This window comes from Moraxella sp. CTOTU47579 (genome assembly GCF_032004885.1).
Taxonomy (GTDB): Bacteria; Pseudomonadota; Gammaproteobacteria; order Pseudomonadales; family Moraxellaceae; genus Faucicola; species Faucicola tetraodonis.
Map to the genome: position 1 here is coordinate 1 of NZ_DALZOJ010000025.1, position 21,732 is coordinate 21,732.

Annotated in this window: 20 protein-coding genes; 13 read left to right on the plus strand and 7 right to left on the minus strand. The window is 43.9% G+C overall.

What is annotated here, in order from left to right; translation table 11 throughout:
- Positions 1-54 precede the first annotated feature (54 nt).
- The gene (gene sstT / locus RTP55_RS10685; protein ID WP_312385992.1) at positions 55-1,293 is read left to right on the plus strand and encodes a serine/threonine transporter SstT; all 1,239 of its coding nucleotides are present in this window, start codon (positions 55-57) and stop codon (positions 1,291-1,293) included.
- A 282-nt stretch (positions 1,294-1,575) separates the two neighbouring features.
- On the opposite strand, the gene RTP55_RS10690 is transcribed toward sstT, so the two are convergent.
- Positions 1,576-1,929, minus strand: a complete 354-nt coding sequence (locus RTP55_RS10690; RefSeq protein WP_065253561.1) for a hypothetical protein — start codon at positions 1,927-1,929, stop codon at positions 1,576-1,578.
- Positions 1,930-2,494: 565 nt separating this feature from the next.
- Here RTP55_RS10690 and RTP55_RS10695 point away from each other — a divergent pair.
- Positions 2,495-2,650, plus strand: coding sequence for a DUF1328 domain-containing protein (locus tag RTP55_RS10695; protein ID WP_065253562.1), 156 nt, complete (start codon positions 2,495-2,497; stop codon positions 2,648-2,650).
- Positions 2,651-2,783: 133 nt separating this feature from the next.
- On the opposite strand, the gene RTP55_RS10700 is transcribed toward RTP55_RS10695, so the two are convergent.
- Positions 2,784-3,770 carry a putative bifunctional lysylphosphatidylglycerol flippase/synthetase gene (locus tag RTP55_RS10700; protein WP_312385994.1) on the minus strand — a complete coding sequence of 329 codons (987 nt, stop codon included), beginning with the start codon at positions 3,768-3,770 and terminating at the stop codon, positions 2,784-2,786.
- A gap of 47 nt (positions 3,771-3,817) precedes the next feature.
- Entirely contained in the window at positions 3,818-4,102 is a 285-nt protein-coding gene (locus RTP55_RS10705; RefSeq protein WP_312385996.1) for a DUF1289 domain-containing protein, read from the minus strand.
- Between the two features lie 261 nt (positions 4,103-4,363).
- Here RTP55_RS10705 and RTP55_RS10710 point away from each other — a divergent pair, with 261 nt between their 5' ends.
- From RTP55_RS10710 to RTP55_RS10740, 7 genes are all read left to right on the plus strand, one after another.
- Entirely contained in the window at positions 4,364-4,993 is a 630-nt protein-coding gene (locus tag RTP55_RS10710; RefSeq protein ID WP_312385997.1) for a YqiA/YcfP family alpha/beta fold hydrolase, read from the plus strand.
- A gap of 46 nt (positions 4,994-5,039) precedes the next feature.
- Positions 5,040-6,929 (plus strand): DNA topoisomerase IV subunit B, encoded by a 1,890-nt coding sequence (gene parE, locus RTP55_RS10715; protein WP_312385998.1) that lies wholly within the window; start codon positions 5,040-5,042, stop codon positions 6,927-6,929.
- 13 nt (positions 6,930-6,942) lie between these two features.
- Positions 6,943-7,104 (plus strand): hypothetical protein, encoded by a 162-nt coding sequence (locus RTP55_RS10720; protein ID WP_203171288.1) that lies wholly within the window; start codon positions 6,943-6,945, stop codon positions 7,102-7,104.
- A 27-nt stretch (positions 7,105-7,131) separates the two neighbouring features.
- Positions 7,132-7,470: a YnfA family protein gene (locus RTP55_RS10725; RefSeq protein WP_065253566.1), complete on the plus strand. Its 339-nt coding sequence runs from the start codon at positions 7,132-7,134 to the stop codon at positions 7,468-7,470.
- A 101-nt stretch (positions 7,471-7,571) separates the two neighbouring features.
- Positions 7,572-8,207: a lysophospholipid acyltransferase family protein gene (locus tag RTP55_RS10730; RefSeq protein WP_312385999.1), complete on the plus strand. Its 636-nt coding sequence runs from the start codon at positions 7,572-7,574 to the stop codon at positions 8,205-8,207.
- Between the two features lie 351 nt (positions 8,208-8,558).
- Positions 8,559-9,404: a BamJ family beta-barrel-assembly machinery protein gene (locus tag RTP55_RS10735; protein ID WP_312386000.1), complete on the plus strand. Its 846-nt coding sequence runs from the start codon at positions 8,559-8,561 to the stop codon at positions 9,402-9,404.
- 100 nt (positions 9,405-9,504) lie between these two features.
- On the plus strand, positions 9,505-10,299 hold the full coding sequence (locus tag RTP55_RS10740) for a BamJ family beta-barrel-assembly machinery protein (protein WP_219332053.1): 795 nt from the start codon (positions 9,505-9,507) through the stop codon (positions 10,297-10,299).
- Between the two features lie 97 nt (positions 10,300-10,396).
- Here RTP55_RS10740 and argA read toward each other — a convergent pair whose 3' ends face one another.
- Positions 10,397-11,755, minus strand: coding sequence for an amino-acid N-acetyltransferase (gene argA, locus RTP55_RS10745; RefSeq protein WP_065262875.1), 1,359 nt, complete (start codon positions 11,753-11,755; stop codon positions 10,397-10,399).
- 516 nt (positions 11,756-12,271) lie between these two features.
- Here argA and RTP55_RS10750 point away from each other — a divergent pair.
- Positions 12,272-12,805 (plus strand): hypothetical protein, encoded by a 534-nt coding sequence (locus RTP55_RS10750; RefSeq protein WP_065253570.1) that lies wholly within the window; start codon positions 12,272-12,274, stop codon positions 12,803-12,805.
- A 49-nt stretch (positions 12,806-12,854) separates the two neighbouring features.
- On the opposite strand, the gene RTP55_RS10755 is transcribed toward RTP55_RS10750, so the two are convergent.
- A complete protein-coding gene (locus RTP55_RS10755) occupies positions 12,855-13,751 on the minus strand; it encodes a patatin-like phospholipase family protein (protein ID WP_312386002.1) in 897 nt (298 codons plus the stop codon).
- 7 nt (positions 13,752-13,758) lie between these two features.
- Positions 13,759-14,844, minus strand: a complete 1,086-nt coding sequence (locus tag RTP55_RS10760; protein WP_312386004.1) for an NYN domain-containing protein — start codon at positions 14,842-14,844, stop codon at positions 13,759-13,761.
- A 97-nt stretch (positions 14,845-14,941) separates the two neighbouring features.
- Here RTP55_RS10760 and recG point away from each other — a divergent pair, with 97 nt between their 5' ends.
- The 3 genes from recG (at position 14,942) to RTP55_RS10775 (ending at position 19,578) form a co-directional block, all read left to right on the plus strand.
- Entirely contained in the window at positions 14,942-17,095 is a 2,154-nt protein-coding gene (recG, locus tag RTP55_RS10765) for an ATP-dependent DNA helicase RecG (protein ID WP_312386005.1), read from the plus strand.
- 220 nt (positions 17,096-17,315) lie between these two features.
- Positions 17,316-17,495 (plus strand): hypothetical protein, encoded by a 180-nt coding sequence (locus RTP55_RS10770; RefSeq protein ID WP_101964595.1) that lies wholly within the window; start codon positions 17,316-17,318, stop codon positions 17,493-17,495.
- 265 nt (positions 17,496-17,760) lie between these two features.
- Positions 17,761-19,578, plus strand: coding sequence for an alkaline phosphatase D family protein (locus tag RTP55_RS10775; RefSeq protein WP_312386007.1), 1,818 nt, complete (start codon positions 17,761-17,763; stop codon positions 19,576-19,578).
- Between the two features lie 61 nt (positions 19,579-19,639).
- Here RTP55_RS10775 and RTP55_RS10780 read toward each other — a convergent pair whose 3' ends face one another.
- Complete coding sequence (locus RTP55_RS10780; protein ID WP_312386008.1) at positions 19,640-21,301, minus strand: electron transfer flavoprotein-ubiquinone oxidoreductase; 1,662 nt, start codon at positions 21,299-21,301, stop codon at positions 19,640-19,642.
- Positions 21,302-21,732: the final 431 nt, after the last annotated feature.

The following is a 21,732-nucleotide window of genomic DNA, read 5'->3' on the forward strand; positions in this document are numbered from 1 at the left end:
TCAGTCGGCTTTTGCCCAGCTTAAGGCTATTAGCGGTGCGTAACTTCAGTTATTATGTTAAAACTTATCCAAGCGTATCAGCGCGTGGGGTTGGTGCCTTTGATTGTGATTGGATTGATACTTGGTATCTTAGTCGGTTCATTAGCCAATCCGACTATCATCGGCGGTTTATCGATGAGTGTGGCGCAAACCATCTCAATTTTGGGGGCATTATTTGTCGGTGCGTTAAAAGCGATTGCACCGTTGTTGGTGTTTATCTTAATCATTGCCGCTATCAGTCAGCATAAATCAGGCACTCAGGTCAATGTCCGCTCAACCTTGGTGCTGTATATGGCAGGTACGTTCTTGGCAGCTTTGACGGCCGTCGTGGCAAGTTTTTTATTCCCAACCGAATTGATTTTAAAAGCCGGTGAAGTCAGCCAAGCGCCACCGTCATCTTTAGCAGAAGTGATAAAAGTACTCTTGACCAACATGGTGGAAAATCCTATCAAATCGATCGTCAATGCCAACTACATGGGCGTGCTATCTTGGGCGGCGATTTTGGGTTTTGCCTTGCGCCATGCCTCAGACAATACCAAGCAAATGATTAACGATTTGGCGGAAGCGGTCTCAAGCGTGGTCAAATGGGTGATTTGGTTTGCGCCATTGGGCGTGTTTGGCTTGGTGACACAAACCATCGCTGAAACGGGTCTGTCGGTGTTATTAAGTTATGCCCGTTTGTTAGCAGTGTTGGTCGGCTCTATGGTGTTTATCGCTTTAGTTGTAAACCCATTAATTGTATTTGTCAAAACCCGCAAAAATCCTTATCCATTGGTGTTTACCTGCCTTAAAGAAAGTGGCATCACCGCCTTCTTTACTCGTAGTTCAGCTGCCAATATTCCTGTGAATCTAAACCTTGCGCATAAGTTGGGTTTGCATGAGGATACTTATTCAATCACTATTCCGTTAGGTGCCACCATTAATATGGCAGGGGCGGCGATTACCATCAATGTCATGACATTGGCAGCGGCACATACGTTAGGTATTCATGTGGACTTCGGGTCTGCGCTATTGTTAGCGGTGGTGTCTACCTTAGCTGCGGCGGGGGCATCAGGTGTTGCAGGGGGGTCATTGCTATTGATACCATTGGCCTGTAGTTTCTTTAATATTCCTGACACCATTGCCATGCAGGTAGTCGCGATTGGCTTTATTATTGGGGTAGTACAAGACTCGGTTGAGACAGCACTCAACTCATCAACGGACGTGTTATTCACCGCGGCAGCAGATCCCAAATATGCTGCTTATCACCGCTAAAAGTTGCTAAAGATTTTGAGTCATATAACAATAAAAAAGGTATTCAGAGTGTCTTTTTTATTGACCAAATAATCAATCCACTAATTAGCCACAAAAAAAGATGCCACGCAGGCATCTTTTTTTATAAAAATCGTTTAACAATTAGCGATTATGGGTTTACTACAACGGGTACAGTTTGTACGTCAACAGGTACGGTTGTCGTTGTTGAGGCAATCGCTGTGTTATCATCAACCGGTTGCACGGTGACTGATTAAACCGCAGGACCTGTTTGGGTAACTTGCGCTACTGGTACCACCCAGGATTTGATTGGGCATTTCTAGGCGCGACTGGCGCAACAGATTTGTTGCTGCTTTCGTCGATTTTTAGGTCAGCTGGGATATCAATGTTTACTTCACTGGTTCTTGGAGCTACTTTGCTGCCTTTTTTAGCCTTGGCTGAAGCTTTGGTGCTGTGAGTATTTTTTGATGCTTTTGTGGATTTTTGGGTAGCTTTTTGCGGTTTTGCTTTTGCCGTTGCTACGTTTTTGTGTGTGGTAGTCGATTTGGTCGTAGTCGTTACTTTGGTCGCTGCTTGGGCACTCACGGTAAGACCTGTTGCTATGACTAATGCAGTAAGTGTTGTGGCTAACTTTTTCATAATTTTTTCCTCATTGTTGATTGCTATACTTGTGTCTATAGTTATTCTATAGTTATATAGGTAGTTAGTATAATTCCCAAATATGACAGTATTATAAAGAGAATCACTGTTAAGGGAATACTAAAAGCCTAGATGCCATTATAAAACAATCATCGGCCGCAACAATGTAAGGATTAGGGACAAAATGTTGAGAATACGTAAACAAATCCTAATGCCATTAAGGAAGTCATTCGGTGGCGTTAACAATCAGTGAGATTGTCAATGCAAGCTACAGCTACATTAACACAGCATTGCAATACTTACTAATGCTTACCAGAAGCATGAACATCATTAACCATGCATGGTTTTTTTTGCACTTTGTTATACACAGGCTATGAGAAAGCCACAAACCTTACAAAAGTGCTCGTTACAACGCTATAGAATTATTTTAATATGTACTCATGCAATAAAGCATAGGTTAACAGGCTTTAACTAAAACTAAAATGTAAAGTGTTAAAGTATCTAAATGCAAAATGTCTAACTGCAGCGCATGACATTTAAAACAATAAAAAAAAGGAGAGTTATCATGTTTCGTTGGGCTATTATTTTTGCGGTAATCGCACTCATTGCGAGTTTCTTAGGGTTTGGTGGTGTCGCAGGACTATCAGCAAACTTGGCATATGTATTCTTGGCAGTGGCGGTGATTTTATTCATTGTCGCCTTTATTAGCCGAAAAGTTTAAACACTAAAGTGATAAGATAGGTCGATTTAACAGGTCTATTTAATCTGGTATGATCATACCAAACATGCTTAAAATAACCTTTTACGATATGAAAACATGTTTGTTTGATGCAAAGTGTTAACAATGTAAAAGGTTATTTTTTTTTGTCAGAGTTTTCACTCAAATATAGCTTTGCCTCATATGCCAATAATGCCAGTAAGGCAACCAAAAATGGCATGATGTAATACAGTAATCTAAAAATCAATAACACTGCCAGCATCTGCGTCCGATCGACTTTGGGCAAAGCCGTAATCATGACCACTTCAAATACGCCCAATCCCCCAGGGACATGACTTAAAATACCGATTGCCATTGATTGAATAAACGCAGAAAAGGTCGCCCAATAGCTAATATGCTCAGAAGGCGGCAATAGTAAGTACAGTACCAACGCCACGGTACTTAAATCTAAAATGGCAATCGCAATCTGTTGCAGCACAATTTTGGCGGGCGGTAAGTCAAAACGCCAACCGCGAATCACCACATGTTTGCCTTGCCTGCCAGCATACACAATAATCGCAGCAATCATACTTAACATGGTGATGCCAAGCACCCGTACATAAAAAGTATGCTCAAAGATGCCAAGGGATTTATCCAGTTCGGATAATAGTTGAATGGTAATATCAGGATGGCTAGTCAAAGACGCCCCAATCAACGTGGTAATACCAAAGGTAAATGCCATTGACACCATCCAGACGATGTTGGCAATTTCATTATGACTCAGATTAAAACGGCGATAGTTACGATAACGGATACCACTCGCGGTGACAAGATTGAGCCCAATGGTGTGGCTAATGGCATAAGCGGTAAAAGAGGTGAGGGCGACATGCGGGTAATCAAGTTTTTTGCCGATTTGGCGTAGTGCAATAAAATCATAAATGGTGAGTACTAAATAACCAAAAGCCACCACGATGGCGGCGATAATAAGATGGAAAGTAGGAATATGCGCGATAGCGTCTAGAACGTCTTGATAGTGCACAGTTTTGGTCAAACGGTAAAGCGCACGAATTGCCATGAAAAAAATCAATACCGTAATCGCTGTTAATGCAAGTCGCCAAACCTGCTTAAACCAAGAACTATTCATGCATTCAACCTAATTTTTTTTAGTAGACATTACGATCAATTAATCAATTAGTCGCCAACATTATTTTCATTATCTTCAAACAATGTCAAATTTATCTCATCTTCTTGCGCAGTTTGAGTGGGGGTTTGGTGCGCCAAACGCTCGGCACGCAGTCGTTTGAGTCGTCGGATAGTCAATAACTTAAGTACTTGCCGCTTTTGGGAGTCATTCATCATAAGCCAAAGGTCACGCTCGGTACGATTGCGCAAACAGCCTTTACAATACCCCTGTTTATCAAGCTCGCAGACTTGAATACAAGGACTGGCAATCTCAAATAACTCTTGCTGCTCCATCGCGGTGATAACTCCTGACTACGCCATACAAATGGACGCGTAATCCACCTATGCAGAGATAGGGTTAACTGGGCTGAAAATCAAATAACACAGACAAAAAAGTACCACCAAACACGGCTATCTAACTAACACGACAAATTTTAACGTGTTGAAACCTCGCATCATGGCTATTTTAGCCAAGCAATGCTAAGATTAAATGTTAGCCAAACCAACAACAGTCGATATGATAATTTACTATAATTAAAAAATAGCGAGAAAACCATGCAAATTGTGTATATTCACGGACTTGATAGCAATCCAAACGCCGAAAAAGCGCAAAAACTCAAAGATTTTTGTGCCAAATATTTCCCACAAATCAAAGTTGTTGCGCCCGATTTGAATCGTTCACCCAATGAGTCGATTGCTTTAATCCAAGAAATTATTGCCAAAGACCCCAATACAGGTTTGGTCGGTAGTTCGCTCGGTGGATTTTATGGCAATATTTTGGCAAATTTGACAGGTAAAAAAACGGTATTGCTCAATCCAAGTGTGCACAGTGGCACAAGTCTCAAGCGTTTTTTTGGGGAAGATTTTGACGGTTTGCCCGATGATTATATCGGTCACGTGACCCCCGATGGTTGGCATATTAGTAAAAAAGATATTGAGTGGCTGGTAGCAAATCGCCCCGAACAATCGCTCAATCCGCAGAATTTATTGGTAATCTTGAAAAAAGGCGATGAGTTGCTCAATTTCCAAGATGCGGTCAATTATTTTAGTCAAAGCGCTTTGGAAAAAAGCAATGCCCAAAGCCATATCATTGTGGAAGAGGGTGGCGACCATGTGATGAGTGATTTTGAAACCAAATTACCGCAAATTGTGAAATTTTTGTTTGGCTTGCCGTTGATTCAATAAAAAATGTTGGTCAAATTAAAGTTTAGTGTTATTTAATGGGAAAAAAATGAGCAATTATACATCCACCTCACTTGAAGTATTAGAAGGTCTTGACCCAGTACGCCGTCGCCCTGGTATGTACACTGACACCACACGCCCCAACCACCTTGCCCAAGAAGTCATCGACAACTCGGTGGATGAAGCCCTTGCAGGTCACGCCAAAAACATTACTGTCATTCTACACACCGATGGTTCGTTGTCGGTCGAAGATGACGGACGCGGCATGCCGACCGACATTCACCCCGAATTTAAGCAATCGGGCATTGAATTGATTCTGACACGCCTACACGCAGGCGGTAAATTTTCTACCGACAACTACCAAGTCTCAGGCGGTCTGCATGGCGTGGGGATTTCAGTCGTCAATGCCTTATCGCACAAAGTCGATGTCACGGTGTGGCGAAATGGCGAAGCATTCACCATGCAATTTGTTGATGGTAATGCGGTTGCTCCGCTTGCCATTGCTCAAGCTAGCAACAAGAAAAAACGTGGCACACTCGTGCGGTTTTGGGTCAATGAAACATACTTTGATTCACCAAAATTCAACATCAAACAACTCAAACACCATCTTAAAGCCAAAGCCGTGTTATCGGCAGGGCTGACCATTACTTTTATCAATGAAATTGACGGTGACAAAGACGTTTGGCAATTTACCGATGGGCTATCGCAATATCTCACCGAGCAACTGGTCGAAGAAATCACCCTCCCAGAACAGCCATTCGTGTTTAATTACGACGCCAAAAAAGGCGAACGAGCAGGGTTAAGCTTTGCCATTTGTTGGCTTAGCGAGGGTGGTACGCCTGTGCAAGAAAGCTACGTTAACTTGATTCCTACAGCACAAGGTGGCACCCACGTCAATGGACTACGCACAGGCATTACTGACGCGTTAAAAGAATTTTGTGAACTGCACAATCTACTGCCGCGCAACGTCAAACTCGCTCCTGAAGATGTGTGGGATGGGGTCAATTATATTTTATCGCTAAAATTCTCCGAACCGCAATTTAGCGGACAGACCAAAGAGCGCTTATCGAGCCGAGAAGCGGCGGGCGTGGTACAAGCCTTTGCCAAAGATGGCTTTAGCCTGTGGCTCAACCAACACTCGGAGATTGCCAAACAAATCGCTGAATTGGCGATTAATAAAGCAGGCAAACGGCTCAAATCTGCCAAAAAAGTTGAGCGTAAAAAAATCACCCAAGGACCTGCACTGCCAGGCAAATTGGCGGATTGTCGCGGTGATTTGCGAGATGGCGCAGAGCTGTTTTTGGTGGAAGGGGATTCGGCAGGTGGCTCGGCAAAACAAGCCCGTGACCGTCATTTTCAAGCGATTATGCCCTTGCGAGGCAAGATTTTGAACACGTGGGAAGTGTCGCCCGATACGGTGCTTGCCAGTGAAGAAATCCACAACATTGCCATTGCCATTGGCGTTGATCCTGATTCGGACGACTTGAGCGAACTGCGTTATGATAAAATCTGTATTTTGGCGGATGCCGATTCGGATGGATTGCATATTGCCACGCTGCTGTGTGCGCTGTTTGTCAAACACTTTAAAGCGGTCGTTGATGCAGGGCATTTGTATGTCGCTATGCCACCACTATACCGCATTGATATTGGCAAAGATGTGGAGTACGCCCTTGATAATGACGAGCTTGAGCAAATCTTGAAAAAAGTGGCAAAAAATAAAAAGCCGCAAATTACCCGTTTTAAAGGTTTGGGCGAGATGAGTGCCGAACAGCTACGTGAAACCACGATGAATCCTGATACGCGACGTTTGGTGCAGCTAGACCTTGATGACCCAACTGCGACCGATAGCGTGATGGATATGCTGCTTGCCAAAAAACGCGCCAGCGACCGTAAAGTATGGCTTGAGCAAAAAGGCGATTTGGCGGAAATTGGGGTTTAATGGCTAGGCAAAAATGATTGACGTTAAGCTTACACTGATAGCGTGTACTTTTGACAGTGTATGGCTATCTGATACGTTTAAACATTATCAAGTAGATAAATCCTATGACGCGTTAGACTTTTCAAAAGAAAATGACGCTCGTGATGCGATTTATCAACTTTCTCCTTCAGCCTAACATCTAACATGGGGCAAATCCGCGAATATGACTAAACTGTTGATTACCCTGCTTTTATTCTTTATCACCGCCATTGCCGAGATTGTCAGTTGTTATCTTGGCTATCTGATGCTCAAACAGCACAAACCGCTTTGGCTCATTGTACCTATGACCATCACGCTCGCCGTGTTCGTATGGTTATTGACCCTTCATCCCACAGCGACAGGGCGAGTGTATGCCGCATATGGTGGCATATATATTGCGACGGCTTTGGTATGGCTAAAATTTGTCGATGGCGTTTCTCTGACGCACTGGGACAGCATTGGCGGTTTGGTAATATTGTTGGGTGCAAGTATTATCATCCTTCAGCCCAAAAGTTTGTTATAACTCTCTTCAATCAACAAATTTGCTAATTTCAGTGAACTAATGTAAACTGAAAATTTTAGCCTAGTATTTTAATTCAATCTAGTATCTCAAAGAGTATATTCATGGATATCAACCAAACGCCAGTAGACCCTAGCCAATTTGGGTCTAACGTGCCGCGCCGTCATGACCCAAAAATCGCCAAACTTGCCGCAAAATACTTAAAAATAACAGGTTGGCAAGTGGTCGGTGACGTACCTGATGTCAAACAACTAGTGATGCTCGCTGCCCCTCACACCTCCAATGAAGATGGCTGGAATGCGGTCATGGGCATTTTATCGGTTGGCATTGATTTTAAATTGATGGGTAAAAAAGAGCTGTTTCGTCTCCCGCTCATCGGGCCTTTTTTAAAGTGGGGCGGTATGATCTCAATTGACCGTCAGAAAAAAGGTTCGACTTTGCAGGCGGCCATTGAACAATTTAACCAACAAGAGCAGCTTTGGTTAGGGTTGGCACCTGAAGGGACACGCAGTTATACCGAAAAATGGAAAACAGGGTTTTATCATATTGCCGTAGGGGCAGGCGTACCCATTTTACCGATTGCGATGGACTATAAGACCAAACAAATGCGCTTTATGCCCTTGTTTTACCCAACAGGCGACTATGACGCCGATTTACCCAAAATTTTAGAAAACTATCGCGGCGTCAAAGGCAAATACTTTGAGAAAATGTCACAGCCGTTGCAAGATTTGCATAGCTAATTGTCTTAGCTACCTCATAAATTTCTCATGCTGTCTCTACGTTGAGCCGCTCTCACTTAAGGTAACTTTATGTCAAGGGCTTAACAAGTCTGCTGTCACATTCATCCCATTTATCATTAGCGGGCTAATACGGTAAAAAAAGGGTAAAAATGCGCCATGAAAGTCCTTTTGCTGCCGATACAGTCAACAAAAGGGTATAAATCTAAAGACCGTTTTGCTATCGCCGCTATTTGCCCACAAAAAAACCTAAACCTGACGATGCCATAGGTTTTACAAACTATTTCTGCTATGATAGATACAATTTTTTAGTCGTTATTAGACCTTAATTGGACATATCAGATAGGAAATTTTATGAGCAATAATACAGTTCCCGTATTGGTAGCAGTTGTGTTAGGTGCTTTGGCATTATCACCCGTTTTTATCAAAAGTTTTGGCAACGACCCACAAGTAGCCGCCATCGGTAGCCGTCAGTTGGCAGGTAATTCAGCCACTATCAATGCCCAAAGCAGTGAAGTGGCAAAGGTAGGTTATAGCCTAGGTTATATGATGGGTCAAAACCTCAAAAAAGACGCCAAAGACCTCAATCCTGCTGATATCAATCAAGGTATCAATGACGGTTTTAATGGTAAAGAATCGACCATGACCCGTGAAGAAATGATTAAAGCGGTACAAACCTATGAGCAAAACCAAATCCAAAAACGCCTACAAGACAACCAAGCCAAAGGCGAGGCTTTCTTAGCGCAAAACGCTAAAAAAGCAGGGGTCAAAACTACCGCGTCTGGCTTGCAGTATGAAGTGCTCAAAGAAGGTAGCGGCGCGCAGCCCAAAGCCACAGATATCGTAGCAGTACAATATGAAGGTAAATTGCTAGATGGTAAAGTGTTTGATAGCACTGCACAGCATGGCGGCGAGCCTGCGGTATTCCCGCTTAACCAAGTTATCCCGGGTTGGACTGAAGGCTTACAATTGATGAAAGAAGGCGGCAAATATCGCTTCTACATTCCATCAAAACTTGCTTACGGTGAGCAAGGCGCCCCACAAGGTGGTATTGAGCCAAATAGTGTGCTCATCTTTGATGTTGATTTGCTAAAAGTCAATCCACCCGCTGATGCCGCACAGCCTGCCGCAGCAGATATCCAAGCCCAACTACAACAACAAATTGAAGCCATGCAGTCAGCTTCTCAACCTGCCCAATAGGTTGGGTTGGCGTCAGATAGGTGATCTCAATCAGCTGGGCAAGCGCAACTATCGAATTCGCTCGCCCTACTCATCGACACGATGGCAAAGGAACATCCCAATGATTTTAGGATATAAAAAAGTAAATTTAGTGACTGGCATCGCTACTGGCATGCTGTTAGCGGTTACGTCAATCAGTGCAAATGCCGCACCCGCCAGCACGGGCACAAACAAAGCTGCGTCCTCTGTTTATGTACCAAAATCCACAGTGACGGCAACTAGCCCAGCATTGGCACAAGTCGGCTATAGCTTTGGCTATCTGATGGGTGAGAGCAATAAAGACAGTATTGATGACTTAAATCTTGATGCGTTTTTTCAGGGATTTCGGGATGCATACTCAGCGCAGTCGCCCAATCTTGACAAAAAACAAATGCAAAAAGTATTGCTAGACTATCAAAAAAACAAAGAAATTGCCTATGCCAAAGAAGTACAAGCGTTAGCAGCTAGCAATGCGGCAAAAGGCAAACAATTCTTGCTACAAAACGGCAAAAAATCAGGCGTGATGACTACCGCGTCGGGTCTACAATATCAAGTGCTAACACAAGGGAAGGGCAAATCGCCTAAAGCGACGGACAAAGTCAAAGTCCACTACGAAGGGCGCTTGATTGACGGTACCATTTTTGACAGCTCTTATAAACGTGGCGAACCTGTGACTTTCCCACTCAATCAAGTGATTAAAGGTTGGACAGAAGGGTTACAGTTGATGAAAGAAGGGGGTAAATACCGTTTGTTTGTCCCCGCTAATTTGGGGTATGGCGAAGCAGGCAATGCCGATATCCAGCCCAATAGCGTGTTGATTTTTGATATTGAGCTGTTACAAGTCAACCCACCTGTGACCCAACCCGTCAAACTTTAAGTTTTCTCCTATCTTAAAGTTTTGTCCCGTTTGGCTATAAAAAAACGCTCATATTCCTATTGAGCGTTTTTTATATGATGGCTTGAAAAGCGTACCTTTAAAGCACCTTTTTTAATACTTTAGAGTTGCGGGTATTGTCATAAAAGGCATAGCGGTCAGCCGGTAGCGATTCAGCAGGGACTTCCATAAACCCATGCTCGACAAACCAATGTGCGGTGCGAGTAGTCAAGACATAGAGTTCATGGATGCCACGGCTACGCGCTTGTTGCTCTAAGAATGCTATCAAATCTGCGCCACGGCTACCATTGCGATAATCGGGATGGACAGCCACACAAGCCACTTCCGCGGCTTGGTCGTTGAGTGGGTATAAAGCCGCGCAGCCTAGCACCATACCATCACGCTCAATCACGCTAAAGTTCTCGATATCGCTCTCTAAACGCTCACGCGAACGACGGACCAAAATACCTTGTTCTTCGAGTGGCTCTAGCAGTTCAATCAAACCTACCACATCGTCGATATCGGCACGGCGAATTTCTTCATAGGGATCATGGGAAATTAGCGTCCCTGAGCCATCACGGGTAAATAACTCTTCAAGTAGTGCACCATCTTTGGCATAGGAGATGATATGGGTACGGTGGATGCCGTATTGACAAGCATCGCTGGCTGCCCGTAAGAAACGCGCGATTTCTGAGCTTTCAGGAACATCACGTAAGAAGCGTGTCACTTCATGCGGAATCATTTCTTTAAGCAGGTGAGTGCCATCTTTATAGATACCTGTTTGCTCACCCAAGAAAATTAATTTATCCGCTTTTAGGCTAATCGCCGCTTGTAGTGCCACATCTTCAGCCAAAAGGTTAAATACTTCGCCGGTCGCAGAATAGCCCATACTACCCAAAATTACCACATGATCATGGATTAAATTGTTGTGGATGGCTTCGGCATCAATCGCGCGCACTTCCCCAGTAAATTGATAATCGATGCCATTACGGATACCGTAAGGGCGGGCGGTGACGAAGTTGCCTGAGATGGCATCAATACGAGAGCCATACATCGGCGAGTTGGCAAGTCCCATCGATAGCTGCGCTTCAATTTGCAGGCGAATTGAGCCAACAGCTTTTAGGATATACGGCATGGCTTCTTTTGTAGTGATGCGCACATCATCCGCCATCGGTGTTTCGATATGGTTCTCGGCAAGATTGGCATCAATTTGCGGACGCGCACCGTGGACGAGTACGAGCTTAATGCCAAGACTATGTAGCAGCGCAAAATCATGAATCAAATGGCTAAAATTGTCGTGATTGACCGCTTCGCCATTGAACATAATGACAAAGGTCTTGCCACGATGGGTGTTGATATAGGGCGCAAAGTTACGAAACCATAATACATAAGGCGGGGTAACATAAGCAGGGGTTGTGGCAGCGGCATTTTGTTGGGCAGTATTGGGTAAATCAATCATAGCGTGATAGGCAAGTATAGGGTTATTGTCAGTCATGGTTTCGCCATCGGCAAGTGGTGCATTGCCATGGGTAAAACTTGCTGAAGTGTCGGTTGAAGTTGGCATGATAACAGTAGACATGATAAAAAAGTAGACGTACAAACAGCGCACGATAAAGTTTTTGTCTCTTTTAATTAAACATACATGTAATTAAACATACATGTATGTTTAACAGCGTGATTGCGATATGTCGCTAAGAGACTAACGATAAGGCTATCAATAAACCTTACAAAATACAATAGCTAATCTTACTGATTTTGGCTGCGATGTTTGTATTTAGTAAATTCATCGCGCAACTTTCAACTTGCTAGTGAGTTAAATTGTAAAGTTTGTTATGCTAATCTATAGTCGAGCCTTAACCTATTTGACCACCCAATCAGCGGTGTATGCCAACCTGCCAAAAAAAGAGAATACGCTAACACCCGCTGACACAACAATTTTGAACATTTGAAAATCATGATTTAATGGAGAATATTCATGCAAAAGCTTTCAGTATTCGCGCTAATGACCGCCTCACTTGGGGCATCAGCCGCCGCAATGGCTGTGCTACCAACGGTGGCATTAGACCCTGTTGATAATAATCAAGCAGCGCCTATCTCAGCACCCGCTGCTGGTCAAGTTCAAACCCGCATTTTAGCCTCTGTTGTTGGTCAGGATCCACAAGGTCAAGAAGTGTTAAGCCCCGTCAATGCACAAACGCGCCTTGCATCAGGCAACGTCGTAGAGTATCGCGGCTACTTAACCAATAACAGCCCCGACCGTATCCGCAACATGAAAGTGACCATGAACATTCCAGCCAATATGGAATTAGTGAGCACAAGCGATGTGGAGCCAACCCGCGCGTTTGGTAGTATGGACGGTGCCAATTTTCAATATATGCCACTAAAAACCAACATGAATGGCGTGCTACAGAACCTACCGATGGCTTACTATAAAGCCATACAGTGGGATGTACCAGGTTTGGGTCTTAATGAAGTAGCGATGGTGAAATATCGTTTAAAAGTAAAATAATAAGCGCTCAACGCATAAAACCGCTCAATTGAATGAGCGGTTTTTTTAGTTACAATTTTTGAAACTTGCCGATTTTTTGCTCGATATCGCTGAGCTTTGCTAAGGTTGCAATTTCGCCTGCTTTTATCGTCGCCTCTCTGGCTACGGTATTGGTCGTGCCAATATCACCAACGGCCGGGCGTATCACCACGTCCGCTAATTTAATTTCAGCAGCATTTGCTTGATTGGGGATGACGGCAAATGTCTTATCCAGTAGCGCCCAGAAATCTTGTGGATGACTGTTTTTTGGCGGGCTTGAGACATCTACCGCGATGATAATATCTGCGCCCATTTGTTTGGCAGTTTGCACCGGCACAAGGCTTGTCAGACCGCCATCGCCATAGCGTTTATTGTTGATACGTGGCGGTACAAAAACGCCATACACGCTACTGGATGCACGCACCGCTAGACCGGTATTACCTTTATCAAAGACGGCTTTTTGCTTGGTGGTTAAATCGGTGGCGACACTGGCAAAACGGATGGGGAGTTTTTCAATCGGTCGATTATCGACTTGGGTATTTACCCAGTTTTGTAGTTTGAGACCTTCGATAAAGCCTTGTTTGCTCCAGCTATAATCGAGTAATTCATTATTGCTAACATGGTTCGCGATGTCTTCAAGTTCGCTAGCGGACTTGCCACTGGCGTATAAACTACCGACTAAACTGCCGCTACTGGTACCGACTATTAAGTCGGGGGTGATGCCATTTTTTTCCAGTACCTTGATGACGCCGACATGAGCAAAACCTTTGGCACCGCCACCGCCTAATACAAGGGCGATTTTGGGTTTTACTGATGGTTGAACGGATGGTTTAGTAGGTTGTGTGGGTATCAATGGCGTTTTAGTGCAAGCGGTAACCGTAAAGTAAATACTAGTAGTTATCAAGGCAAAGAAAGAAAACGGTTTCATAGCAAGCCTAAGTACGTAGAGCAATCATAATGACACTGGGTTGTCTTTTAACTTTTAAAATGCCAATATTTTCTGCCAATTTGGTAAAATTTTTAACCCCAAATTGGGTGGGGTTATAGCCTTTACTCTTAAGCTCGCTGCCAAATTGCCCAATATGTAGCCAGCCTTGGTTTTTAGTCAATAATTTTTTGATTATGGGTTTGGCGAAAATCTCATAAATATCATCGAGCAATTTTTGCTCTTGAATGAGCGTAGTCGCATCGGTTGGTAGATTTTTTGTCTTATTTTGACTCGGTTTTTGCCGAATCATTAACAGATTGTTTTGCATTTGGGTTTCAAATAAATCTATCTGATTAAACAAGCTGCGCCACTTACTATAACCATAATTTTTGGGCGAAATTTTCGGGTAATCGCTATTTAAATAACTGACAACGTTGGAAAAATTTGACCAACCATTATTTTGTCGATGATGTTGGATACTTTGCCGACAGGCATTTAATAAAGCTGTGTCTTGTTTTAGTTGCTGCGGCATTACGCGAGCGATAGGCGGCTCAGATGGACTTTCATTCATAGCCAACTTTTGAGTAAAAGATGTATCAGTTAACTGTTGACTGGGGGTTGATTGGGTCGCGCTATTGCTTGGCTCTGGCGGTATTGCATCATCCATTACAAAATAATCATCGCAAGCGACTTTAAACGACTCTACAGTAGTCGATTTGCCAAAGCCAAACACTTTCTTGCCTTTAGTACGTAAGTTTTTGGCTAATATGCTAAAGTCACTGTCTGATGAGACGATACAAAAACAGTCGTAATCAAGATAAGATAAGTCAACGGCATCAATAGCTAAGGCGATATCAGTCGCATTTTTACCTTTAACATAGGCGGGAATATGCATTTGTTCAAGTAATAACTTCAGTGATATATCATCCCAAGTTGTTAGTTTGCCTTGTTTAAAGTCGCCATAAATTCGCTTGCAGGCGATTGTGCCAAGGGTGCTGACCTTAGCTAGAATACTTTCAATATTTTTTGCATTGATATTATCGCCATCAATCAAAACAGCAATATTATTAAATGATAAATTTGTTGAGTTCATCGGTTATAAAGCGTAAATTGTGTCGCTATGTATTCTAACTTAATTTGGTGTTTTTTCATGCTATTTTTATTATAGGCAGATAAGCTAACTTTATAATATGACGCTAAAACCTGACATCTTTAATCTCCCCGTCACCGCGCTTGCTGGCGTAGGTAGCAAAATCGCTGAACAGCTTGACCAGCTTGGTATTGAGCGCGTGTTTGATTTGTTGCTACATTTGCCGCGTGATTATGAGGATCGCAGCCGACTGGTCAATATGTGTGATGTCGTCGATGGACAATCGGCATTGCTACAAGGTACCGTTGTCCGCGTCGAAAACAAAAAGATGGGCCTAAGCGTGACATTACAAGATAGGACAGCGCAAACAACATTACGCTTTTTCAAAGTCTATCGTGGATTGACCGAAACCATGGCGGTGGGCAATACCTTGCGTGTGTTTGGTGAAATCAGTATCAGTAAGTATGGCACCCAAATCAGCCACCCTGAATATGAAATTATTACTGGACATCAACCCTTGACCAATACAGGGCTCATACCTATTTATCCAACGGTCAAGTACCTACATCAAAATAAACTGCGCAGCTTGATTCGACTTGCGCTGCAAACGGTCAAACAATCCAATCCTGTGATGGCTACTATCAGTGATGCTGAGTGGCAAATCGTACAAAGTGCGCTGAGTAAGCAGTTTCCGTTACTGGCAGGTAGCCACAACCCATTTGGCGAATTTAGCTTGCTAGAAGCCATTAGCTTTATCCATCAGCCACCCATTTATACCGATTTGAACAAGCAAATGTTGGTATTAGCGGCGTTAAAAAATCGCAGCCATCCGACGTGTCAGCGGCTCATTATAGAAGAAATGCTCGCGCACCAGCTGAGTCTACTGTACCGCAAACAACAACTTTATCAGCATAAAGCACCGCGCTGCGATGCCACAAGCGAGCTTGCTAATCAGTTGTTAGCTAATTTACCTTTTACCCCTACCCATGCCCAAAATCGGGTAGTAGCGGAAATCGTCAAAGATTTGTCAACGTCAGTGCCCATGCTGCGACTCGTGCAAGGCGATGTTGGCGCAGGCAAAACCTTGGTAGCAGCTTTGGCGGCGTGCTATGCGCTTGATAGCGGCTGGCAAGTGGCGGTGATGGCACCGACAGAGATTTTGGCGGAGCAACATCTTAATAACTTTAAAAGCTGGTTTAAACCGCTTGGCATCGGTGTGGGTTGGCTGGTGGGCAAGCAAACAGCCAAAGCGCGTGAAAAAGCCTTGCAACAAGTACAAGACAACGAGGTACAAATCGTGGTCGGTACGCATGCGCTATTTCAAGAACATGTCAATTTTGCCAAGTTGGGCTTGGTGATTATCGATGAGCAGCACCGTTTTGGGGTGGAGCAGCGAATGGCGCTAGTAGATAAAGGCTTGGCGCATACCACACCGCATCAGCTGATTATGACAGCCACACCCATACCGCGTACCCTTGCCATGAGTGCATTTGGTGATATGGATACGTCCATCATTGATGAGCTGCCGCCCAACCGCACCCCCATCACCACCGTCACCATAAGCCGTGACCGACGTGATGAAGTGATTGAACGTATCGCTGCCAACTGCGAGCAAGGCAAACAAGCTTACTGGGTGTGCCCACTGGTCGAAGAGTCAACCATGCTTGATGCGCAAGCCGCTGAAGCGACTTATGCCGATTTGAATGACAGGCTCAATCTGAACATTGGTTTGGTGCATGGCAAAATGAAGCCCAATGACAAACAAGCGGTCATGGCGGATTTTAAAGCGGGTAAAACCGCTTTGCTAGTGGCTACCACCGTGATTGAAGTCGGGGTCGATGTGCCCAATGCCTCGCTGATGGTGATTGAAAATGCTGAGCGATTAGGATTATCGCAATTGCACCAACTACGCGGACGCGTGGGGCGTGGCACCCAAAAAAGCTTTTGCGTATTGCTTTATCAAACGCCATTGTCAGAAACGGGTATCGAGCGGCTCAATGTGCTGCGAGATAGCAATGATGGCTTTGTGATTGCGCAAAAAGATTTGGAACTACGCGGTGCAGGCGAGCTTTTGGGTAAACGGCAGACAGGATTTGATAGCTACTATGTCAGTGACCTAGCCAGAGATGAAAGCTTGCTAATCGTGGCGCAAGCGATTGCTAAGTACCTAATTGCTGATGAAAATCGCAAATCACAAGTGCAGCAATATATCAGCCATTGGACACCCGATGCCATCAAATACATTAACGCGTGATAGCGCATAGTAGGCGCTTGAATTCTGATAGAGCGTTGTTTTTACGGATAAAGCGACTATTCACACCTGCAATTTTTTGTTATGTTATACCCTATGTACTTATTGATTAATTAACACTGACTTAACTATCGTAACTATTGGTTTTAATTAATTTTTTATCCATTGCGCAATATTACTGTTATTTATTAATATAGAATTATCAATATGAAGGATACCTGTTATGCCACAAACTAAATACGATTTACCTATCGCAGACCAAGCCACTGCTGATGAAATCATCAAAAAAACCGAAGACATCAAAGGGGTCAAATTTGTCAACATTAACCCTAATGGTACCATCGTTGTGACCCATGGTGACGACTTTGATGAAGCTGCATTTAAAGCGGCTGCAGGTATTTAGCTACTAGTATTGATAAGCGACTAGGTATTATGCCTAGTTTTATTGCCTGTATGTTTTATGACATAGATTTTTGACTGCGCAAAAGCTGACTTCGGTCAGCTTTTTTATTGGCTAAAATTTGCCGTTAATTGTTCATTCAATCGTCATACGGTTGTCACCTTAGTCAGCTAATGTTTCCTAGCGATAGCGTATCTTTTTATTACAATTTGACTTATCACAATTTGACTTTTCATATTGTTGCTTTGCCTTATCTAGAGGAAACCCCATGACCAAACCGCCTGCTGAGCAAACTTCTCCTATTCACAATTTGCTTAAAGACACTCAGCCATCAACCCCAGCTATCAACCGTCGCCGTTTTTTACAATCAACATCGCTTGCGACTGTCGCAGGTGCATCAATGATGCTAGTGGGCTGTAATAATGACAATGATGATAATGATAACACAGCGCAAGTTAGCTTTTTACATGGCGTAGCCAGTGGCGACCCGCTTGCTGACAAAGTGATTTTATGGACTCGTGTGACACCGACGAACAGTGGCAGCAGCCTTGATGTCGAATGGCAAATTGCCAGTGATAATACGTTTAATACTATCATCAATAAAGGCATGAACAAAACAAACGGTGGGCAGGATTATACGGTTAAAGTGGATGCCACGGGTTTACAGCCAAATACGCCTTACTTTTATCGATTTATATGTGGTGGTGTCACCAGTCCGATTGGCAAAACCAAAACCCTACCTGTCACGAATGTCAGTCAAGTGAAACTTGCGGTGGTGAGCTGTTCAAACTATCCTGCAGGGTATTTTCATGCGTATGCCGATATTGCCAAGCGCAGCGATGTCGATGTGCTGCTGCACTTAGGTGATTATATCTATGAATATGGTCGTCATACCATCGATGACCAAGGTAAAACGGTGCCTGCCTATGCTTCAAGCCAGGCCGCACAGCTCAAGCGCGAAGTCATCCCAGTGGAAGAATTGCTCACCATTACTGGCTATCGCTTGCGCTATGCCCAATATCGTACCGATAAAGATTTGCAAGCTGTACATGCCGCCATGCCAATGATTGCGGTATGGGACGACCACGAGATTAGTAATGATGCTTATAAAGCGGGTGCCGAAAACCACCAATCCAATGAAGGCGATTGGAATCAGCGCAAAATGGACGCCATGAAAGCCTATCATGAATGGATGCCCACGCGTAATAGTGTGATGACGCAAATTTATCGCAGTTTTGATTTTGGTAATTTACTCAGTCTGCATATGCTAGACACCCGTGTTATTGCCCGGGACAAACAGCTAGATTACAATAATTTTTTAGTTAAAGATGCCAATGGTCAGCTCACCTTGGATGGCACGAAATTCACCGCAGCAATGCGAGATACCAGTCGCCAATTGATTGGTTTGCCCCAACAAAATTGGCTGGCAGGTCAATTGCAAGCGTCAAAGTCGACTTGGCAAATTCTGGGTCAGCAAGTGGTGATGGGGCAGATGTTTATTCCTGCCCCCGTACTGCTCAACTTTATGAACCCTGCCTTGGGGGTAGATGCCGTCACTTATCTGACCCTAATGCAAAAAGCGCAGACCGCGCCCACGACCTTGACGCCGCAAGAGCAGAGTATGGTACAACAATTGCAGCAAGCCCCATTCATTCCTTATAACCTAGATGCGTGGGATGGTTACGCGGTGGCACGCGAGATGATTTATGGTATTGCCAACGCTATGCAAAAAAACTTAGTGGTATTGGCAGGCGATACCCATAACGCTTGGGCAAATAATCTAGTCAATGTCAAAGGTGAACCCGTCGGGGTGGAATTTGCGGTACAATCAGTGACATCGCCAGGTTTTGAAGAATACTTAGCGACAGTTGACCCAAAACAGCTATCGCTGGGGTTACCCATGTTGGTCAAAGGCGGTACGTTAAAATGGTGTGACACCTCTCAGCGCGGTTATATGATTGTGACAGTCACCCCTGAGCAATGCACCAGCGACTGGGTGTTTGTCAGTGATATCACCAAACCCACTTATTCAAGCAGTGTTGGTAAAACCATGCGTGTCAAAGTGGGTGAGCCTTATTTGGTTTAAACAAGTTTGACAAAACCCAGTAAAAAAGCCGCTAACGTTAGCGGCTTTTTTTGATACATCATTACATATTTGGGTAGTTTGGACCACCACCACCTTCTGGCGTGACCCACGTGATGTTTTGTGAGGGGTCTTTGATATCGCAAGTTTTACAGTGCACACAGTTTTGTGAGTTGATTACAAATTTTGCGCCGCTGTCACTTTGCACCACTTCATATACCCCTGCTGGGCAGTAACGCTGTGCAGGCTCAGCAAAGATTTTGAGGTTACGCTTAATTGGTACCTCTGGATCGGTTAATTTTAGGTGACACGGTTGATCTTCAGCGTGGTTGGTATTGGAGATAAACACAGAAGATAATTTATCAAAGGTCAGCTTACCATCGGGTTTTGGATACTCAGGGATATAAGCGTGGTCTGCGCGCTCAAGCACATCGTAGTCTGGCATTCTGTCACGAATAGTCAGTGGCATTTTACCCTTAAATATATTTTGCTCTAGGAAGTTGAACGCACCGCCCATCCAGATACCCATGCGGTGCATCGCATTTGCGAAGTTACGCGCTTGGTACATGTCGTAGTAGAGCCATGATGCTTTGAATTTCTGCTCATAGGTTGGCACTTCGTCATGTTGACGGCCGGCAGCAATCGCTTCATACACGGCTTCCGCGGCTAACATACCTGATTTGATGGCGGTATGAGTACCTTTGATTTTTGCTGGGTTTAGGAAACCTGCATCGTCACCCACTAACACACCACCGGCAAAATACAGTTTTGGTAATGAATTTAAACCGCCTTTGGTCAAGGCACGCGCACCGTAAGATAAGCGTTTACCGCCTTCTAAAATATTGCGAATGAGCGGGTGGGTTTTTAGACGTTGTAACTCATCAAATGGCGATAAGTAAGGGTTGTGATAAGACAAGTCAATCACCATACCAAATGACACTTGGTTGTTTTCATCAAAGTATAACCACCAACCACCATTACTATGCGTCTCGCTAAGTGGCCAACCTGAACCGTGCAGCACCATGCCTTCTTGGTGTTTGGCAGGGTCAATTTCCCAAAGCTCTTTTAAGCCAATACCGTAGTGCTGCGGGTCTTTGCCTTCTGATAGGTTAAAACGGCTGATTAAGCGTTTACCTAAGTGACCACGGCAACCTTCAGCAAAAATGGTGTATTTCGCCAGTAGCTCATAGCCTGGCTCATAGCCTGATTTTGGTTGACCTTCGGCATTGACGCCCATGTCACCTGTCAATACGCCACGAACAGAACCATCTTCGTTGTAGAGAATTTCAGCGGCAGAAAAACCTGGGAACATCATCACTTCAAGCTCTTCGGCTTGGGTAGCTAACCAACGTACAAGGTTACCCAATGAGATAATATAGTTGCCGTGGTTGTGCATCAAGCTTGGGACGATTTTTTCTGGCAATTCGCGGTATTTGGTCTCATTTTTGAGCATATAGACGCGGTCACCTTTGGTTTGCACGCGAACGGGCGCACCTTTTTCTTTCCAATCAGGAATCAGTTCAGTCAGTGCATTAGGCTCCATGACCGCACCTGATAAGATATGGGCACCAAATTCTGACCCTTTCTCAACGATACACACGCTAAAATCAGGATTGCCAGCAGCAATGGCAAGTTGACGTAGACGAATTGCCGCAGATAGACCTGAAGGTCCGCCACCTACGATAACTACGTCAAACTCCATTTGCTCGCGTTCGATGTCTTGCATACAAACTCCTTAGAAAAATAAAATTCAGTGATGACAACTTACTTAAACTTGTGCGCATTGGGTTAAAAAATGCGGTTTATCAGCTTACATCTGACAATACACATAAGTCGTATCACGATGATTTTTGCAAGGCTAGTGATTGGGAAGGTTAGCCTTTGATTATCAGTTCATCAAATAATTGCTGGCACAGGCTGGCAATGTTATCAATGGTTTTCTTGATTTTAACATATAATGAATCGTTATATGAATTCAGAAAAAATACTACTTAGTATAATAGATTAACCGTTTAACCACCTAATATTTTTGCAGGAGAAAATGACTGCCGGGCTTAATTTATCGCATCCAATCTGACTTGTCTTATGCTATCTGTCACCTTTATATATAGTTAAAGAAATCTAGAAGTGCTACAATAACAAAATGGCATACTCAAC

Coding starts and splice junctions, on each gene's coding strand:
- sstT (WP_312385992.1), top strand. CDS start 55: ATGTTAAAACTTATCCAAGCGTATCAGCGCGTGGGGTTGGTGCCTTTG.
- RTP55_RS10690 (WP_065253561.1), bottom strand. CDS start 1,929: ATGAAAAAGTTAGCCACAACACTTACTGCATTAGTCATAGCAACAGGT.
- RTP55_RS10695 (WP_065253562.1), top strand. CDS start 2,495: ATGTTTCGTTGGGCTATTATTTTTGCGGTAATCGCACTCATTGCGAGT.
- RTP55_RS10700 (WP_312385994.1), bottom strand. CDS start 3,770: ATGAATAGTTCTTGGTTTAAGCAGGTTTGGCGACTTGCATTAACAGCG.
- RTP55_RS10705 (WP_312385996.1), bottom strand. CDS start 4,102: ATGGAGCAGCAAGAGTTATTTGAGATTGCCAGTCCTTGTATTCAAGTC.
- RTP55_RS10710 (WP_312385997.1), top strand. CDS start 4,364: ATGCAAATTGTGTATATTCACGGACTTGATAGCAATCCAAACGCCGAA.
- parE (WP_312385998.1), top strand. CDS start 5,040: ATGAGCAATTATACATCCACCTCACTTGAAGTATTAGAAGGTCTTGAC.
- RTP55_RS10720 (WP_203171288.1), top strand. CDS start 6,943: ATGATTGACGTTAAGCTTACACTGATAGCGTGTACTTTTGACAGTGTA.
- RTP55_RS10725 (WP_065253566.1), top strand. CDS start 7,132: ATGACTAAACTGTTGATTACCCTGCTTTTATTCTTTATCACCGCCATT.
- RTP55_RS10730 (WP_312385999.1), top strand. CDS start 7,572: ATGGATATCAACCAAACGCCAGTAGACCCTAGCCAATTTGGGTCTAAC.
- RTP55_RS10735 (WP_312386000.1), top strand. CDS start 8,559: ATGAGCAATAATACAGTTCCCGTATTGGTAGCAGTTGTGTTAGGTGCT.
- RTP55_RS10740 (WP_219332053.1), top strand. CDS start 9,505: ATGATTTTAGGATATAAAAAAGTAAATTTAGTGACTGGCATCGCTACT.
- argA (WP_065262875.1), bottom strand. CDS start 11,755: ATGATTGATTTACCCAATACTGCCCAACAAAATGCCGCTGCCACAACC.
- RTP55_RS10750 (WP_065253570.1), top strand. CDS start 12,272: ATGCAAAAGCTTTCAGTATTCGCGCTAATGACCGCCTCACTTGGGGCA.
- RTP55_RS10755 (WP_312386002.1), bottom strand. CDS start 13,751: ATGAAACCGTTTTCTTTCTTTGCCTTGATAACTACTAGTATTTACTTT.
- RTP55_RS10760 (WP_312386004.1), bottom strand. CDS start 14,844: ATGAACTCAACAAATTTATCATTTAATAATATTGCTGTTTTGATTGAT.
- recG (WP_312386005.1), top strand. CDS start 14,942: ATGACGCTAAAACCTGACATCTTTAATCTCCCCGTCACCGCGCTTGCT.
- RTP55_RS10770 (WP_101964595.1), top strand. CDS start 17,316: ATGCCACAAACTAAATACGATTTACCTATCGCAGACCAAGCCACTGCT.
- RTP55_RS10775 (WP_312386007.1), top strand. CDS start 17,761: ATGACCAAACCGCCTGCTGAGCAAACTTCTCCTATTCACAATTTGCTT.
- RTP55_RS10780 (WP_312386008.1), bottom strand. CDS start 21,301: ATGCAAGACATCGAACGCGAGCAAATGGAGTTTGACGTAGTTATCGTA.